18 protein-coding genes are annotated in these 15,372 nt (G+C 66.3%); 10 read left to right on the top strand and 8 right to left on the bottom strand.

Features of this window, described 5'->3' with window-relative positions:
• The first annotated feature begins 30 nt into the window (after positions 1-30).
• Together QHC78_RS13345 and moaC are read left to right on the top strand one after the other, a co-directional pair.
• Positions 31-891: a sulfurtransferase gene (locus QHC78_RS13345; RefSeq protein WP_319745281.1), complete on the top strand. Its 861-nt coding sequence runs from the start codon at positions 31-33 to the stop codon at positions 889-891.
• Entirely contained in the window at positions 891-1,382 is a 492-nt protein-coding gene (gene moaC / locus QHC78_RS13340; RefSeq protein ID WP_319745630.1) for a cyclic pyranopterin monophosphate synthase MoaC, read from the top strand. The genes QHC78_RS13345 and moaC overlap by 1 nt, the downstream gene beginning before the upstream one ends.
• Before the next feature lie 7 nt (positions 1,383-1,389).
• Here moaC and QHC78_RS13335 read toward each other — a convergent pair whose 3' ends face one another.
• Positions 1,390-2,694 carry an NAD(P)/FAD-dependent oxidoreductase gene (locus QHC78_RS13335; RefSeq protein ID WP_319745279.1) on the bottom strand — a complete coding sequence of 435 codons (1,305 nt, stop codon included), beginning with the start codon at positions 2,692-2,694 and terminating at the stop codon, positions 1,390-1,392.
• Positions 2,695-2,767: 73 nt separating this feature from the next.
• Positions 2,768-4,162 carry a metalloprotease PmbA gene (pmbA, locus tag QHC78_RS13330; protein ID WP_319745277.1) on the bottom strand — a complete coding sequence of 465 codons (1,395 nt, stop codon included), beginning with the start codon at positions 4,160-4,162 and terminating at the stop codon, positions 2,768-2,770.
• Positions 4,163-4,253: 91 nt separating this feature from the next.
• Between pmbA and yjgA the strand changes: the two genes are divergently transcribed.
• The 4 genes from yjgA (at position 4,254) to QHC78_RS13310 (ending at position 6,865) form a co-directional block, all read left to right on the top strand.
• Entirely contained in the window at positions 4,254-4,877 is a 624-nt protein-coding gene (gene yjgA, locus QHC78_RS13325) for a ribosome biogenesis factor YjgA (protein WP_319745275.1), read from the top strand.
• Positions 4,878-4,906: 29 nt separating this feature from the next.
• Entirely contained in the window at positions 4,907-5,551 is a 645-nt protein-coding gene (gene mog / locus QHC78_RS13320) for a molybdopterin adenylyltransferase (protein WP_319745273.1), read from the top strand.
• 26 nt (positions 5,552-5,577) lie between these two features.
• Entirely contained in the window at positions 5,578-6,249 is a 672-nt protein-coding gene (locus tag QHC78_RS13315; RefSeq protein WP_319745270.1) for an alpha/beta hydrolase, read from the top strand.
• A gap of 118 nt (positions 6,250-6,367) precedes the next feature.
• On the top strand, positions 6,368-6,865 hold the full coding sequence (locus QHC78_RS13310; protein ID WP_319745269.1) for a universal stress protein: 498 nt from the start codon (positions 6,368-6,370) through the stop codon (positions 6,863-6,865).
• A 43-nt stretch (positions 6,866-6,908) separates the two neighbouring features.
• Here QHC78_RS13310 and QHC78_RS13305 read toward each other — a convergent pair whose 3' ends face one another.
• On the bottom strand, positions 6,909-7,835 hold the full coding sequence (locus QHC78_RS13305; protein WP_319745267.1) for a LysR family transcriptional regulator: 927 nt from the start codon (positions 7,833-7,835) through the stop codon (positions 6,909-6,911).
• A 135-nt stretch (positions 7,836-7,970) separates the two neighbouring features.
• Here QHC78_RS13305 and QHC78_RS13300 point away from each other — a divergent pair, with 135 nt between their 5' ends.
• The 4 genes from QHC78_RS13300 (at position 7,971) to QHC78_RS13285 (ending at position 11,020) form a co-directional block, all read left to right on the top strand.
• A complete protein-coding gene (locus tag QHC78_RS13300; protein ID WP_319745265.1) occupies positions 7,971-8,927 on the top strand; it encodes a Bug family tripartite tricarboxylate transporter substrate binding protein in 957 nt (318 codons plus the stop codon).
• Between the two features lie 111 nt (positions 8,928-9,038).
• Positions 9,039-9,989 (top strand): DedA family protein/thiosulfate sulfurtransferase GlpE, encoded by a 951-nt coding sequence (locus tag QHC78_RS13295; protein ID WP_319745263.1) that lies wholly within the window; start codon positions 9,039-9,041, stop codon positions 9,987-9,989.
• A 76-nt stretch (positions 9,990-10,065) separates the two neighbouring features.
• Positions 10,066-10,497 (top strand): acyl-CoA thioesterase, encoded by a 432-nt coding sequence (locus QHC78_RS13290; protein ID WP_319745260.1) that lies wholly within the window; start codon positions 10,066-10,068, stop codon positions 10,495-10,497.
• A 328-nt stretch (positions 10,498-10,825) separates the two neighbouring features.
• Positions 10,826-11,020 (top strand): hypothetical protein, encoded by a 195-nt coding sequence (locus QHC78_RS13285; protein WP_319745258.1) that lies wholly within the window; start codon positions 10,826-10,828, stop codon positions 11,018-11,020.
• 13 nt (positions 11,021-11,033) lie between these two features.
• Here QHC78_RS13285 and QHC78_RS13280 read toward each other — a convergent pair whose 3' ends face one another.
• The 5 genes from QHC78_RS13280 to QHC78_RS13260 form a co-directional block, all read right to left on the bottom strand.
• Complete coding sequence (locus QHC78_RS13280; RefSeq protein WP_319745256.1) at positions 11,034-11,849, bottom strand: class I SAM-dependent methyltransferase; 816 nt, start codon at positions 11,847-11,849, stop codon at positions 11,034-11,036.
• 92 nt (positions 11,850-11,941) lie between these two features.
• Entirely contained in the window at positions 11,942-12,961 is a 1,020-nt protein-coding gene (locus tag QHC78_RS13275; RefSeq protein WP_319745254.1) for a TIGR03885 family FMN-dependent LLM class oxidoreductase, read from the bottom strand.
• Between the two features lie 73 nt (positions 12,962-13,034).
• Positions 13,035-13,190, bottom strand: a complete 156-nt coding sequence (locus QHC78_RS13270) for a DUF3309 family protein (RefSeq protein ID WP_319745253.1) — start codon at positions 13,188-13,190, stop codon at positions 13,035-13,037.
• Between the two features lie 194 nt (positions 13,191-13,384).
• Positions 13,385-13,897: a hypothetical protein gene (locus QHC78_RS13265; protein ID WP_319745251.1), complete on the bottom strand. Its 513-nt coding sequence runs from the start codon at positions 13,895-13,897 to the stop codon at positions 13,385-13,387.
• Positions 13,898-13,989: 92 nt separating this feature from the next.
• Entirely contained in the window at positions 13,990-15,240 is a 1,251-nt protein-coding gene (locus QHC78_RS13260) for a cytochrome P450 (protein ID WP_319745248.1), read from the bottom strand.
• Positions 15,241-15,372 lie beyond the last annotated feature (132 nt).

The following is a 15,372-nucleotide window of genomic DNA, read 5'->3' as shown; positions in this document are numbered from 1 at the left end:
GTATCGAAACGTAAAAAATAACCCAACACCATGAACACCAGTCCCCTGATCTCTCCGCAGGCATTGCATGCGTTGCAAACGTCGGGCAAGGCGCTGCTCGTCTGCGACTGCACCTTCGACCTGGCCGACCCGGGCGCTGGAGAGCGCGCCTACGAAGCCGGTCATATCCCCGGCGCCCGCTACGTGCACCTGGACCGCGACCTGAGCGGCGAGCCGACCGGCCGCAACGGCCGCCATCCCTTGCCGCGGCGCGAGGACTTCGCCGTCCTGATGAGTCGCCTGGGCGCTCGCGACGACACCTTGGTGGTGTGCTATGACGCCGTGGGCGGCGCCATGGCGGCGCGGCTATGGTGGCTGTTGCGCTGGGCCGGGCATGAGGCCAGCGCCGTGCTCGACGGCGGCCTGGCCGCCTGGCGCGAGGCAGGCCTGGCGCTGGAACCGGGACAGGCCCGCGCACCCCAACCGGGAGCGTTCAGCCTGCGCCCACCGCTGGTTGCTGCCGTCGACTACGACGAGATGCTGGCCAACGTCGGCCGGTCCGCCGGCCGTGTGGTGGTCGATGCCCGTGCCCCCGACCGCTTCCGCGGAGAAAACGAAACGCTGGACCCTATAGGCGGCCACATTCCCGGCGCGGTCAACCGCTTCTACCGCAACAACCTGCAGCCCGACGGCCGCTTCAAGCCGGCGTCGCAGCTGCGGGCCGAGTTCGGCGCGCTGGTGGGCACGACACCCGCGCAGCAGGTGGTCCACCAGTGCGGATCCGGCGTCACGGCCTGCCACAACCTGCTTGCCATGGAGATCGCGGGCCTGTCGGGCGCCGCGCTTTATCCTGGATCGTGGAGCGAATGGAGCAGCCGCCCCGGCTCCCCCATGGCCACCGGAGAACAATGATGCCGCAATCCCCCTTGACCCATTTCGATGCCAGCGGCCAGGCCCACATGGTGGATGTAGGCGCCAAGCCGGCCACCGCGCGGGTGGCGATCGCGGGCGGCACGATACGCATGCAGCCCGCCACGCTGGCGCTGATACGCGACGGCAGCGCCAAGAAAGGCGACGTGCTGGGTATCGCCCGCATCGCCGCCATCATGGCGGCCAAGAAAACCTCTGATTTGATCCCCCTGTGCCACCCCATACCGCTGACGCACGTCGCCTGCGAGTTCGTCGTGGACGAAGCCAATAGCGCCGTGCGCTGCACCGTACGCGCCGAGACCGTCGGCGGCACCGGGGTCGAGATGGAAGCGCTTACCGCCGTGCAAGTCGCGCTGCTGACCATCTACGACATGTGCAAGGCCGCGGACCGCGGCATGGTGATGAGCGATGTGCGGCTGCTGGAGAAACGGGGCGGCAAGTCGGGAACGTGGAAGGCGGCAGACGCGCCCTGACCTGCCCCTAGTGCAGCTTGACCCGCGGCTGCGAACGCCGGTTCAGGAAGCGGCTCAGAGACCGCAGGGTGGCGCCCCACCACCCGAGCACCGTGGCGTAATGCGACCAGTGCGTGGCACCGTACATCAGCCGCGCGATCCAGCCTTCCACCAGCAGTTTGCGGCCCGAGAGATTGCCCATCAGGCTGCCCACGCCTTCGGCATGGCCGATCGATACCAGCGAGCCGAAATCGCGAAAACGGAACGGCTGGGCTGGCGGCGCGCTGCCTTCTATGCGGGCCGACAGGATGCGCGCCAGGTAGGAAGCTTGCTGGTGCGCGGCCTGTGCCCGGGCGGGCACCGTCTTGCCGGTTTCCCGCCAGGGCGCGGCGGCGCAGTCGCCCAGGGCGTAGATATCGGGATCGGACGTGCGCAGGGTCTCGTCCACCTTCACTTGCTGCATGCCGTTCAGTTCCAGGCCGAGCTTGTCCATCAGCGCCGGCGCCTTGATGCCGGCCGCCCAGACACAGAGGTCGGCGTCGAACACCTTGTCTTGCGCCGCCACGGTATGGCGCGTGACTTCCGACACCCGGCAATCGGCCACGACCTGCACCCCCCGCTCGGTCAGCAACGCTTCGGCGGCCCGCGCCACGCGCTCGGGCAGCGGCCCCAGGATGCGGGGACCGCCTTCGATGAGGGTAATGCGCAAGTTCTGCGGACTCACCCCGGGCAGGCCATAGGCGGAAATAGTATGTCCTGCCTCGTGCAACTCAGCCGCCAGTTCGACACCGGTCGCGCCTCCGCCCACGATCACGACATTGACGACGCCCGGCGTGGCCTCGTCGGCGCCGATGGAAGCGCGCGCCATGATCTTGAGCAGCTCGAGCCGGAAACGCTCGGCAGCGTCGGTCGTATCGAGCGAAATGGCATATTGCTCGGCGCCGGGCGTATTGAAGAAATTTCCCAGGCTGCCGATCGCCAGCACCAGGGTATCGTAGGGAATGCCGCGCTCGGGAAGAATGGGCGAACCATCCGTGTCGCGCAGCGCCGCCACGCTGACCTGCCTCGCCTGGCGGTCGACGCCGGTCATCTCGCCAAGCACGAAGCGAAAGCCGTTGTCATGCGCCAGCATCGCGTAGGACAGGCCCTCGCGGTGGATGTCCACCGTACCGGCCGCCACTTCGTGCAGCGATGGTTTCCAGATATGGAAAGGCGAAGCGTCGATCAGGGTCACGTGCTCCGGCCCGTGGCGCCGTCCCAGGCGTACCGCCAGTTCGAGCCCGCCGGCGCCACCTCCGGCGATCACGATGCGATGCAATGGCCCTGATGTCATAAACGCTCCCTGGTGGCCGGCACGGGGATTCGTGCCGGGTCCGCTCTCCAGCAGACGGCATGCCTGCCGGCCGCTACTGGCCCGCGATCGACATTTCCGGCAGCAGGATGGACCCGGTGGTCTTGGTTCCCCGCGTGAGCGTATCCGCGCCTATTGCCGCGATGCTGCGGAACATGTCGCGCAGATTGCCGGCGATCGTGATTTCCTGCACGGCATGCTGGATCTCGCCGTTCTCGACCCAGTATCCGAACGCGCCGCGGGAATAGTCGCCGCTCACGTAGTTGATGCCCTGGCCGATCAACTCGGTCACAAGCAGGCCGGTTCCCAGCTTGCGCAGCATCGCGCGGAAGTCATCGGCCGGCTGCGTGAACCGCGAGGTCAGCGCCAGGTTGTGCGAGCCGCCGGCATTGCCGGTAGTGGCCATGCCGAGCTTGCGGGCGGTGTAGCTGGACAGGAAGTAGCCCTGGATGATCCCCGCCTCGACGACCTTGCGGGCCCGGGTGCGCACGCCTTCGTCGTCGAACGCGGCACTGCCTTGCGCGCCCTTGATGGCGGGGTCTTCCATGACGTCGATGTGCTCGGGAAACACCTGCTGGCCCAGGCTGTCGACCAGGAAGCTCGATTTGCGATAGAGCGCGCCGCCGCTCAAGGCCTGGGTCAGCGATCCCAGCAGGCCGCAGGCCAGCGGCGCTTCAAAGAGGACCGGATACCTGCCCGTGCGAATGCGCCGGGCCGACAGGCGCGATAGCGCGCGCTCGGCAGCGTAGCGGCCGACTCGGGCCGGATCGGCGAGCTTCGCCCAGTTGCGGTCGCTGGTGTACCAGTCGTCGCGCTGCATGTTGTCGCCCCGCCCGGCGATGGGCGATACCGACAGCGAGTGCCGCGAGTACGGATAGCCGCTCAAGAACCCGCGGGTATTGCCCATGATGAAATGCCCCTCGTACGAGGACACCGACGCGCCGTCCGAATTGGCGATGCGCTTGTCCGTGGACAGCGCAGCATGTTCGGCCTCGAGCGCCAGCTCGGCCGCCGCCTCGGCCGAGAGGCCCCACGGATGATAGAGCTCCAGGTCCGGGAACTCCGTCGCCAGCAGTTCCGCATCGGGCAGGCCGGCCGCCGGGTCCTCGGCGGTATGGCGGGCGATGTGATAGGCCGCCTGGACGGTATCGCGCACCGCCTGGTCGGAGAAATCGGACGTCGAGGCGGAGCCGCGGCGCTGGCCCACGTAGACGGTAATGTCCAGCGAACGGTCGCGGGTCTGCTCGACGGTCTCCAGCGCCCCGCGCCGCACCGACACCGCCAAGCCCTGGCTTTCGGATACCTCGGCCGCCGCGTCGGTCGCCCCGGCCCGCTTGGCCTCTTCCAGTACCCGCTCGACAAGCTGGCGGAAGGCGGCCTGGTCGGTCGAAAACGCGGGACGGGCCGAGGGGGAAGAAGGCGTTTTTCTGCGGGACGGGGAAGTGGTCATGGGCAACTTGGCTAATGGAGGCCCGCCGTGCGGGCAAGGCTTTATGATAGCGAATGTGGCCCACCTCTACCCGCTTCGCGCACCCGCGACCATGCCTCGCTCCAGACACTCTGCTTTGCCCTCCACAGCCGTTCGCGACCCCGGCGACGAAGACGAATTCCGCCCGCCCAGCAAGTCGCAGCTGAAGCGGCAGATGACCGCATTGCAGGAATTGGGCGAACGGCTCGTGGGCCTGCCGGACAGCAAGCTGCGACAGCTGCCGCTGGCCGAGCGGCTCTATGACGCCGTGCGCGAGGCCCAGCGCATCACCTCGCACGAAGCCAGGCGCCGGCAGCTCCAGTACGTCGGCAAGCTGATGCGCGACGCCCGGATCGAGCCCATCCAGGCCATGCTCGCGGAATGGGACGGCGAATCGATGGAGCAGATCGCCGCCTTCCATCAACTGGAACTATGGCGCGACCGCCTGCTGGCCGATGACCAATACGTGACCGCCTTCATGAATCAGTATCCGCATGCCGAGGCGCAGCCGCTGCGTGCGCTGATACGCGCCGCGCGCAAGGAACAGGCTGCCAACGCGGCGCTGCTTCCCGGCCGCGAACCGCAGCGCAAGCACTATCGCGCGCTGTTCCAGGAGATCAAGCGGCTGCAAGCCGCCGCCGACGCCGCCTCGCCGTCCCTGCCGGACGATGACGAAGACGGCGACGACGAAACCTGACCGGATTCTTCTTCGATACTCGCATTGCCATGACTACAGCCGACAAGCGCCTCGTGCGCCAACACCCCGACGAACTGCTCTGCGGACTGGTATCCATCAGCGACCGCGCATCGGCGGGCGTCTATGCCGACGAAGGCATTCCCGCCCTCAAGACCTGGCTCGGCAGCGCGCTGCGCACGCCCGTCCGCTATACCGAAAGACTGATCGCCGACGACGCCCCCGCCATTTCCGCCACCTTGATCGAGCTGTGCGACGAGCTCGGTTGCGATCTCATCCTCACCACGGGCGGCACGGGTCCGGCCCGGCGCGACGTCACGCCGGAAGCCACGCTGGCCGTGGCCAGCAAGGAAATGCCCGGCTTTGGCGAACAGATGCGCCAGATATCGCTGCGCTTCGTGCCGACCGCGATCCTTTCGCGCCAGGTCGCGGTGATCCGCGAGCGCGGCCAATCGGCCGACGACGGCGCCGCGCTCATCATCAATCTTCCCGGCCAGCCGAAGGCCATCCGCGAAACGCTGGAAGGCCTGCGCGAAGCCGACGGCACGCTGGCCGTGCCCGGAATCTTCGCGGCGGTGCCCTATTGCATCCAGCTCATCGGCGGCCCGTATGTCGAGACGCAAGACTCGGTCTGCAAGGCGTTCCGTCCCAAGGCGGCGATCCGGCCCGCATCCTGACCACGCATCGAACCTGGACACCGACCATGGCGAACCCTCTTCTTGAATGCGTCGAAGTCGAAACCGGCCCCCAGCCCTCCCGTGCCGTCATCTGGCTGCACGGCCTGGGCGCGGACGGCCACGATTTCGAACCCATCGTCCCAGAACTGGACCTGAGCGGCCTGCCGCCGATCCGCTTCGTCTTTCCGCACGCCAGCGTGCAACCCGTGACGATCAACGGCGGCATGGCGATGCGGGCCTGGTACGACATCGTCGCGGCCGACCTGGTACGGCGCGAGGACGAAGCCGGCATCCGGACCTCCCAGCGGCACGTCGAGGGGCTCATCGCCCGCGAGAACCAGCGTGGCATCGCCAGCCGGCACATCGTATTGGCGGGATTCTCGCAAGGCTGCGCCATGACGCTGCATACCGGCCTGCGCCATCCCGACAGGCTGGCCGGATTGCTGGCTTTGTCAGGCTACCTGCCGCTGGCTACGGGCTTCGCCGCCGAGCGACATCCTGCCAATGCCGCCACCCCCATTTTCATGGGCCACGGCACGGCCGACCCCATCGTCGCGCTGGACCGGGCAGCCGCCTCGCGCGATGCATTGCGGCAATTGGGCTACGACGTGGAGTGGCACGCCTACCCCATGCCGCATTCGGTCTGTGCACCGGAATTGGCCGATATTTCGGCATTCCTGCGCAAAGTGCTGGCTTGACGCCATCGAGACAGGCGATGCCCAGATGTGGTGTACTTCACGCGTAGCGTAGACGAAAGCGCCCGCGACACCTCACCGGCATGCGAGCGGTCATCTTCGTGACCTTCAAGGAGAAGCCATGTTCAAGAAAGTCCTGATCCCCACCGATGGCTCGCCGCTGTCCGCCCAGGCGGCCAACGCCGGCGTAAGCTTCGCGCGTTCGGTAAACGCGGAAATCGTGGCCCTGCACGTGACCCAGCCATTTGCTGCCACGATAGGCTTCGACGGCATGGCGGCCGCCTATGCGATCACCGACGATGCCTACGAAAAGGCCTCGGCCGAGCAGGCCGCCAAGTACCTGGACGCGGTTACCAGCCGCGCCGACACGGCCGGCGTGAAGAGCACGGCCCTGTCCGTTTCCAACTTCAATGTGGCCGACGGCATCGTGCAAGCTGCTGCCGAGACCGGCTGCGACCTGATCTTCATCGGCAGCCACGGCCGCAGCGGCTTGTCGCGCCTGCTTCTGGGCAGCGTCACGGCCAAGGTCCTGTCGCTGGCGCACGTGGCCGTCCTGGTCTACCGCGTCAAGGAAGACAAGAAGGACGACAAGAAAGGCAGCGCCGCTCCCGCCCGCTGACCCCTCGCTCGGCGCCGCGGCCGCATCCGCGGCGCCAGCCACTTCAGCGGTCTCCCGACTGCTCCCTGACGACCTCCCGCAGGCAGTCGAGCGCCATGTCCACCGCCGCGGGGCGCAATGTGTCATTGCGCCAGTACATCGCCACCGAGCCGAAGCCCGACAGCCGCAACGGCACGATACGCACCGCATTCATGTTTACCAGCCGCATGGCGGCCCGATGCGAGGCCACGCCCACCATGTCGCTATGCGCCAGCAACGTGACGTTCAGCGTGGCGGAGTTCGATTCGACGTAATCGGCCCGCGCATCCCGGCCCGCTGCAGCCAGCGCGGCATCCAGGGCATTGCGTATGGGCGTGCCCTTGGGCCACAGGACCCACCGATACGCCAGCACGTCGTCCCAGCCGGCCTCCGGCTTCTCGAACAAGGGATGATGCGGCCGGGCGACGAAGTGTATGGGCTCCAGGTACAGCGCTTCGGAGCGTATCGCGCGATCGTGCAGCTCCGGGGCGGAACGCCCCACCACGATGTCCAGGTCGCCCCGCTCCAGGCGCTCGATCAATTGGTCCATGGTGCTTTCCACCACACGTATCCTGGCCTGGGGCATGCGCTTGAGCAAGGCCAGCATCGCCAAGGGCACGGTATCGGGCGCCGAGGCGCCCGAGGTGCCGATCAGCACCTGGCCGCTCCCGCCTTCGCGCATCGCTTCCATCTCGCTGTGCGCGCGGTCGAGCTGGGCCTCGATGCGCCTGGCATGGGCGATCAAGGCCTCCCCATACGTAGTGGGACGCAAGCCGCGCGCGTGGCGCTCGAACAGCGGCAGGCCGATGTCGTCCTCCAGTTCACGCAGCCATTTGGACAATGCGGGCTGGGTGGTGTTGAGGGCGGCGGCCGAATGGCTGATATTGCGGGTCTGGGCAAGACTGAGCAGCATCTGGAGGTTGCGCAGCCGAAGGCGGTGGGTCCAATCCATGGCATGAAGATGCTCACCTATATCGACAAGGATATGGGTGAGAACAAAAAGTCATTTCTCAAAGCATATCTTTTTCCCGCATACTGACGGAAGAAAACCATGCCCGGCCAAGCCGGGTTTCCTTCCGGAGACATCATGCGACCCTTGCGTATTCTGGGCACCCTTGCCCTGGCCTGCGCCTGCACGAGCGCCTACGCCTGGCCCGATCGGCCCATCACCTTCATCGTTCCCTACACGCCCGCTACCGGCATCGACCTGGTGGCCCGCCACCTATCCGCCCAATTGCCCAAGACCCTCGGCCAGCCCGTAGTCGTCGAGAACGTCGCCGGCGCCAGCGGCAACATCGGCAGCGAACGGGCGGCGCGCGCCACGCCGGACGGCCATACCTTCATGGTGCAGGTGAACACCCTGGTCATGAACCGCAGCCTCTACAAGTCGCTGCCCTACGACCCGGTGGGCGACTTCGATCCCGTCGCACTGACCTCCTGGGGCACGCTGCTGCTGGTTTCGCCGCCTTCGCGCAAGCCGAACACCGTGGCAGAGCTGGTTGCCGCCGCCAAGGCGGAACCGGGCAAGCTCACGTATGCCACCCCCGGCGTCGGCACGCCGCATCATCTGTCCATGGCCCTGTTCCAGCAACAAACCGGGGTCGAGATGATGCACGTTCCCTACAAGGGCACGGCGGGCGCCGTTACCGACATCCTCGGGGGGCGGATCGACGCGATGTTCCTGCCGGTGCACGTGGCGCTTCCGCAGATCAAGGCGGGCAAGCTCAAAGCCATCGCCACCGGCAGCGCCAAGCGCCTGCCTCAGTTGCCGGACGTCCCGACCCTGGAAGAAGCGGGCATCAAGGGCGGCAATGTCGACATGTGGTACGGGGTCTTTGCACCCAAGGGCACGCCGCCCGACATCGTCGCGCGGATGAACCAGGAAATCTCCCGCATCCTGCAGGCGCCGGCCACCGCCGCCGCATTCGAGGCGCAGGGCATGGTGCCGGCCACTGCCACGCCCGCGGAATTCGGCAAGCTCGTCGCCAAGGATGCCCAGCGCTGGGCGGACGTGGTCCGCGCCGCCAACATCACCGCGGACTGAGGACCGGACCGTCCCCAAAGCAGCCTGCCCGGCCGAAAAACCCCACACGCCCAAGGCTTGTTTCGGCCAGAGTCGGCCTCATCCTGAAAGCGGAGATGACGGGAGGCCGCCTTGGACGATCTGCAGACGCTGTTGGTGCTTTATGGAGCATGGTTGGTATTCTTCAACGTCTTGTTGGAGCAAGCCGGCCTGCCCATCCCGGCCTATCCGCTGCTCGTAGTGGCCGGTGCGCTGGCGGCCCAGGGCGAACTTTCCTGGCCGCTGGTCCTACTGGGCACGACTGCGGCCTGCGTCCTCGCCGACAGCGCCTGGTATCTCGCCGGGCAGCGCTATGGCGCCCGGCTGCTCAGCACCGTCTGCCGCATTTCGCTCTCCCCTGACTCCTGCATACGCCAGACCCAGGGGCGCTATTCCCAGGTCGGCCCCCGTCTGTTGCTGGTAGCGAAATTTCTGCCGGGCGCCGGAGCGCTGACGACCGTCATGGCCGGCCTCACGCGAGCCCCCTATCGCGTGTTCGCGGGCTACGAGATCGCCGGCACGCTGATCTGGGCGGGGTCGGCCGTTCTGCTGGGCGCCGTGTTCCATCCACTGGTGGCCGACATCCTGCAGGCGATCGACGAATATGGCCGGATGGGCCTCCTGTTCCTGGGCACCCTGCTGGGGCTGTACATCGCCTACCGGATCTTCCAGCGGTGGCGCATCGTCAAGTACCTGCGCACGGTTCCCCGGCTGTCCGTGGACGAACTCATCGAGTGGGAGCAGGCCGGCCGCAAGCCGGTGCTGCTGGACGTCCGCCCCGCCCCGGCGCAGGATCCGTTGCCAGGTGCGCTGCCGGTCGATCTTCACGCCCGCATCGCCGATCTCGAGCTCGGTCCTCCGGACACCCCCATCGTCGTGTATTGCGCCTGCCCGAACGAAATATCGGCCGCACTGCTGGCAATGAGGCTGCGGACCGCCGGTTATGCCGATACCTGGGCGCTGCTCGGCGGGCACGATGCCTGGCGCGCCTACCGGGAAGCGCCCGACTCTGCGCTGGCCGCGCCGCTGACGGAACAGCCGTAAGCGCAGAGTCGGCGTGATGGCAATCCCGCGCACCGTTGCGGTTTAATTGAGCAACGCGCAACCACAAGGAAATTGCATGGGAATGGCTCACGTCATGCCGATCGAGATCGGGTTCAAGCACTGCGACCCGGCCGGTATCGTCTTCTACCCCCGATATGTGGAAATGCTCAACGACGCCGTCGAGCACTGGCTCAAACACGGCATAGGCAAGGGTTTTGCATTGCTGCATGGGGAACGCCGCGTGGCCATCCCCATCGTGAATCTCCAGGTGGATTTCGTCGCCCCCAGCCGCCTGGGCGAGGAACTGGAAGCGGAACTGCGCATCGAGGGGGTGGGCCGCACCTCGTTGAAGGTTGCCATCGAATTACGCGGCGCGGGGCCTGCGGGCACACGCCGCGTGCACGCCAAGCTGGTCCTGGTATTCATCGACATGAACTCCATGCGGCCGATCGCGGTGCCCGGCGACGTACGGGAAGCGATGATTGCAGGACGGTACTGGGAAGGTTGACGGGCGAAGCTGGACCGGGGCGATGCATCGCCTGCCTCTCTAGCGCCTTTCGCCTCGCCTGGGCACCGGTTTTTCCCCAGCCATGTGTATCCGTTCGCTAGCGGGGGAAGACCCGCGAGGGCAATTGTTCCGCCATGACAGCCCCTACTTCACCCATCAGTGACCGCCGATCCTCGCATGAGGCCTATGCGTAACACGCCGCGGCTGGCGGCTGTCCTACCCGCCCTTTGGGACGGCCGGCATAGATTTCCTGACATTTGAAATCTTTTGAAAATTACCCATCACATTGGCCACCTATACTCCGTCCGGCAAATAGAACGGGGAACGCATGGTTTTTCTGATCGTTGCTGCGGCCGTCGTATGCGTGGTCATTATCGTTTTCAAAGCCCGCCAGCGTGCGAGGGCCCGGGCCGCCGCACGCCAGAAATACGGCAAGCCCTGCCCCAGCTGCGGCAACTATGTTCATCCGGCCGCCGCCATCTGCAAGCACTGCTACGCGAGACTGCCGACGTCGAAGACCTGACGCAGGCGCGGGATCACGGCTTCCGGAATTTCAACAGGAGCCCGTCCGCTTCGCCGATGGCCGCATAGCGTTCACGATCCTTGTCCCCAAGCCGATAAGTAGGCGGCAAGGTCCAGACCCCCGCGGGGTGGTCCTTGGTGTCGCGCGGATTGGCCAGCAGTTCCGAACTTCCTTCCAGTACGAATCCGGCCTGCCGGGCCAGCCGTATCGCGTAGTCCTGACGCACGTAGCCGTCGGCAGCCTGAGGGTCCTGCGGCCGGTCGTCGCGGCCGCGATGGGCCTCGATGCCAAGCACGCCGCCCGGCTTGAGCGCCTTGTAGAACGCCGCAAAGGCAGCCTCGGCATAGCCGTCGCGCATCCAGTTGTGCAGGTTGCGGAAGGTCACCACCAGGTCGGCGGAACCCGGCGGGGCGATGTCGTAGTGGCCCTTGCCGAAGGCGGTTACCTGCACCTTGCCGTACTTGCCGGGATCGGCATCGAGCTTGGCGCGGAAATTGTCATAGTATTGGCGGTAATAGGGGCGGCCACCGCCTTCGCGGGGATATTGGGCGGCATAGTAAGTACCGCGGTCGTGCAAGTAAGGGGCGAGGATTTCGGTCCAATATCCGCCGCCCGGCGAAATTTCGACCACCGTGTCGTCCTGCTCGATGCCGAAGAAGTGCAGCACCTCGTAAGGCTTGCGATAGGTATCGCGGGCGACGAAGGCCGGTGTACGCGCCGGGCTCGCGACGGCTTGGCGCAAGGCTTCGTCCTCTTGCCGCGGAACGATGGCGCAAGCCGCCACGACCAGCGATAGGCCGGTAGCCACGATAATGGGTTTCAAGAACATGCGACCGACTCCTGTGAGAGTCCCAAGCGTATCACCCTACCCGTGCGTTCTGGCAAGGGCCGGCGTGCGGGGAAAACAGGACCGGTGCGCGCTCAGCGGCCGGAGGCCGCGGGCCGGTAGCTACTGAGCTGAGGCAGCACCTGGGCGCAAAGGACCTCGATCGCCTCCTGCTGGTTGGTCCCGACGTTGTGCAGGTAAATGCCGTCGAAGCCCATTTCGAAGTCCTCGGCCAGCCACGCCGCGTGCCTCGCAGGGTCCGCAGCGATCCGCACTGCGCGCTCGACATCGGCCGGCGTAACGTCCGCCGCCTGCCGCTCGAAAGCCTCCGTGGTCAGCGTATCGGCAGCGGTACGGCTGTCGCACACGTTTGTGCACCATTGGTCAAAGGCCTGCATCCTGGCCGTCTCGGCATCGCGTGCGTAGGCCATCTTCACTTGCAGATAAACAGGCTTGCCCACGCCGGCCGTTTCACGAAACGCATCGACAACCGACCGCATCGTCTCCCGCGCACCCGAGACGGTGATCAGGCCATCTGCCCATTCGCCGGCCCAGCGGGCCGTCTCGGGCGTCAGCGCGGCGGCAAGCAGCAAGGGCGGCTGGCCCGGCAAGGTATACAAGCGCGCGCGGTCCACGTGCACGGCCCCCCGGTGAGTCACTTCCTCGCCGCGCCACAACGCCCGCATGACTTCCACGGATTCGCGCAGCATCGCATGCCGCCGGGGCTTGTCCGGCCAAGGTCCGGCGATATGCTCGTTCAATGCCTCGCCGCTGCCCACGGCCATCCAGAACCGGCCGGGGAACATCTCGAGCAAGGTGGCGCACGCCTGGGCCACGATGGCCGGGTGATAGCGCAGAAAAGGACAGCAGACGACGCCCCCCGCGCAATCGGTCGAAGCCAGCGCAGCCCCCAGCCAGGACCATGCATAGCCGCTCTGCCCCTGGCGTCGGCTCCAGGGATGGAAATGGTCCGAGCAGCTGAAAACATCAAAGCCCCCGTCGCGTGCCTGCTTGACCAGGTCCAGCAACGAGGACGGGGAAAATTGCTCGTGGGAAGCGTGATAGCCGATCCCACCCGCAATGGACTGGCTGTAAGTGCTCGGTTGGACGCCCATGTACTCTCCGGAGAGGCTGGACCGTGCATGGACGGCGCCATGCACGGTCGACGAAACGACCGTGCCGGCGACGCTATATTCTCCCCATTAGCAGCAGCACGATCAGCACCACAAGGATGACGCCGATAATGCCCGAAGGCCCATATCCCCAATTGGCTGCGTGGGGCCAGGCAGGCAGGGCCCCGATCAAGGCGAGGACGAGAATAACGAGAATTATCGTAGTTAGCATGGCGTTCTCCTCAATGTGTGCCGGCTAGCCCTCGGCTCGAGGGCTGGCTGCGCATCAGCAATAATCACACCCGACCGTAGCCAAACGCACCGAGCAGCGGCAAGCCGGCCCCCGTGCGACGGACCGCATGTCCGTCGCCGGGGCAGGTGACAACGCCCCCGAAGGGGCGAAAGGGCTTGGCTCGTATAGACGGCTTATCGCTGCATCGATCCGCCGGACTGGGAGCCTCCACTGTCCGGCGTGGGAAGCGGCTTGCCGGACGAGCCGGTGGAAGGGCCCATGTCGGTCCGGGCATCCTTGTCATTGCCGCCGGGCATGGACCGTTCGCTGGGAGGGTTGCTCACCCCTGATTCGCCGCGTCCCGCAGGCAGCGGCTTGCCGGGCGCGCCGCTGGAGGGGCCCATGTCGGTCCTGGATTCGTGCTCGACGGCTCCCTGCGTCCTGGTAGAGTCCGGCTGGGTCTCGGAACCCTTGCCGGCCGGCAAGGGCTTGCCCGACGAGCCCGTCGACGGCCCCATGTCGGTCCGCGCATCGGCGTCTGTCTTATCTTGCGATTGCATACCGCGCGTGCTTTCCGTGGTTGAGCGGGTCGTGCCGGTATCGGTCGTTCCGCCGGAATACGAACCGGACTGCGCCAAAGCCAGCGGAGTGCCCGTGGCCAGCAGCGCGGCGAGAAGCGTCGTGCGGCAGTAGCTCAAGCGTTTCATGAGTTTCACCTTTCTTGCTGTTGGTGGAGCCACATAGCCCGCAAGAGGTGTACCCGATACCGCGCGTACTCCGGCCGGGCCGGCGCGATGCATCACGCCCGGATGGCCTTGGGCGCCAGCGTAAAACCGTCTCGCGGCATAGCAGGCAGGCGCCGCATGTCCAACGCCTCGGATGTCCGCACTACGTCGTAGTCGACGTGATTGAGCAGCACGTCCGCCGACACGTCCATCAAGGCCAACGTCGCGTCCTCCCCCGGACATCGATGGTGGGTCCGCGTGTCGGCGCCGCCCTGCGGTATGAAATCAAAATCGTTTGCAGCGCGCCGGCTGAAGCGTGCCGGAAGAAAGCGTTCCGGTTCACTCCAGCTGCGGGGGTCGTGATTGGTACCGTACAAATCCAGCATGGCGCGCGTGCCCCGCCGCAATAGCATCCCGTGCCACTCCGTATCTTCGGAGACGCGCGCCGCCACCGCGGGGAAAAAGGGATAGTAGCGGCGCACTTCATTGAGAAAGCACAGCCGGTAATCGGCGTCGCCGGTGCGCAACAGGGCCCGGCATTCCGGATATCGATGCAGCGCGTGGGCGACGAAGACAATAAAGACCGAGATCGCCACGACCGGTCTCAGGATATTGAGGAGTTCGGTTGCTGCGATACGGTTGGGCAGCGGCTCGCCATCGGCCCCCTGGTGGAACGCCGCGGCATGCAAGGCACTGCCCGCCGGCGCCTCCACCCTTCCCCGCCTCACCGCATCGATGATGCCGGCAAGCCAGCGCTCGGATCGCTGCCTGGCCAGGCGGGACTGCAGATGCGGAACGAGCCCGCGCGCCGCATCGTCGAACAGGGAAACGAGGTCGGCCGTCCGATCGCCTGCCGCAGCCTCGGGAACGGGCACCCCTGCCCACTCGAACACGGCTCGGCCCAGCACTTCCTGAGCCGCCTCATACAGCGCGACGGGCTGCCCGAGGGTCCAGGCCGACAGCATGGAATGCCACTGGCGGCGCACGCCGTCGGACAACGCTTGCAAAGCGGAACGGTCCAGGGCCTTGAGAAAAAGGGCCTTGCGTGCCAAGTGGGCCGATCCATCCAGTCCCTGCACCGCCCGTTTGCCGAACAAGGTGGCCTGCACCGCCTCGGGCGCGGCGCCCGCGCGCTGGAAATAACGGGTGTCGTAGAAGAACCGGGCCGCGTCGGCGCCGGTCATGCACACTGTGGGCTGGAGCAGTATGCGTGCTTCGAACAGGTCGGTGCCCAGCGCACGGCATTGTTTGGAGATAAAGCCGTAGGGATCGGCCAACAACGCAACGGTGCTGTCGATACGTCGGTCGCGCGGTACGGCGTGCATAGGCGTAGCCTTGGCATATCGCCAAGCGTGGTGGTGGGCAACCCTGGCGCGGCAGCAAGTTGCATACCGCGCACGCCGACCGCGATACAAAAAACAAAAGGGTTAGCGGCCTGAGGCACACTAACCCTTGGA

The organism is Pigmentiphaga sp., assembly GCF_033795525.1.
GTDB lineage: Bacteria > Pseudomonadota > Gammaproteobacteria > Burkholderiales > Burkholderiaceae_B > Pigmentiphaga.
This window is presented reverse-complemented; position numbering and strand designations above follow the sequence as displayed.

Coding starts and splice junctions, on each gene's coding strand:
- QHC78_RS13290 (WP_319745260.1), top strand. CDS start 10,066: ATGGGAATGGCTCACGTCATGCCGATCGAGATCGGGTTCAAGCACTGC.
- QHC78_RS13335 (WP_319745279.1), bottom strand. CDS start 2,694: ATGACATCAGGGCCATTGCATCGCATCGTGATCGCCGGAGGTGGCGCC.
- QHC78_RS13280 (WP_319745256.1), bottom strand. CDS start 11,849: ATGTTCTTGAAACCCATTATCGTGGCTACCGGCCTATCGCTGGTCGTG.
- pmbA (WP_319745277.1), bottom strand. CDS start 4,162: ATGACCACTTCCCCGTCCCGCAGAAAAACGCCTTCTTCCCCCTCGGCC.
- QHC78_RS13265 (WP_319745251.1), bottom strand. CDS start 13,897: ATGAAACGCTTGAGCTACTGCCGCACGACGCTTCTCGCCGCGCTGCTG.
- QHC78_RS13315 (WP_319745270.1), top strand. CDS start 5,578: ATGGCGAACCCTCTTCTTGAATGCGTCGAAGTCGAAACCGGCCCCCAG.
- QHC78_RS13300 (WP_319745265.1), top strand. CDS start 7,971: ATGCGACCCTTGCGTATTCTGGGCACCCTTGCCCTGGCCTGCGCCTGC.
- moaC (WP_319745630.1), top strand. CDS start 891: ATGCCGCAATCCCCCTTGACCCATTTCGATGCCAGCGGCCAGGCCCAC.
- QHC78_RS13275 (WP_319745254.1), bottom strand. CDS start 12,961: ATGGGCGTCCAACCGAGCACTTACAGCCAGTCCATTGCGGGTGGGATC.
- QHC78_RS13260 (WP_319745248.1), bottom strand. CDS start 15,240: ATGCACGCCGTACCGCGCGACCGACGTATCGACAGCACCGTTGCGTTG.
- mog (WP_319745273.1), top strand. CDS start 4,907: ATGACTACAGCCGACAAGCGCCTCGTGCGCCAACACCCCGACGAACTG.
- yjgA (WP_319745275.1), top strand. CDS start 4,254: ATGCCTCGCTCCAGACACTCTGCTTTGCCCTCCACAGCCGTTCGCGAC.
- QHC78_RS13310 (WP_319745269.1), top strand. CDS start 6,368: ATGTTCAAGAAAGTCCTGATCCCCACCGATGGCTCGCCGCTGTCCGCC.
- QHC78_RS13270 (WP_319745253.1), bottom strand. CDS start 13,190: ATGCTAACTACGATAATTCTCGTTATTCTCGTCCTCGCCTTGATCGGG.
- QHC78_RS13345 (WP_319745281.1), top strand. CDS start 31: ATGAACACCAGTCCCCTGATCTCTCCGCAGGCATTGCATGCGTTGCAA.
- QHC78_RS13285 (WP_319745258.1), top strand. CDS start 10,826: ATGGTTTTTCTGATCGTTGCTGCGGCCGTCGTATGCGTGGTCATTATC.
- QHC78_RS13305 (WP_319745267.1), bottom strand. CDS start 7,835: ATGGATTGGACCCACCGCCTTCGGCTGCGCAACCTCCAGATGCTGCTC.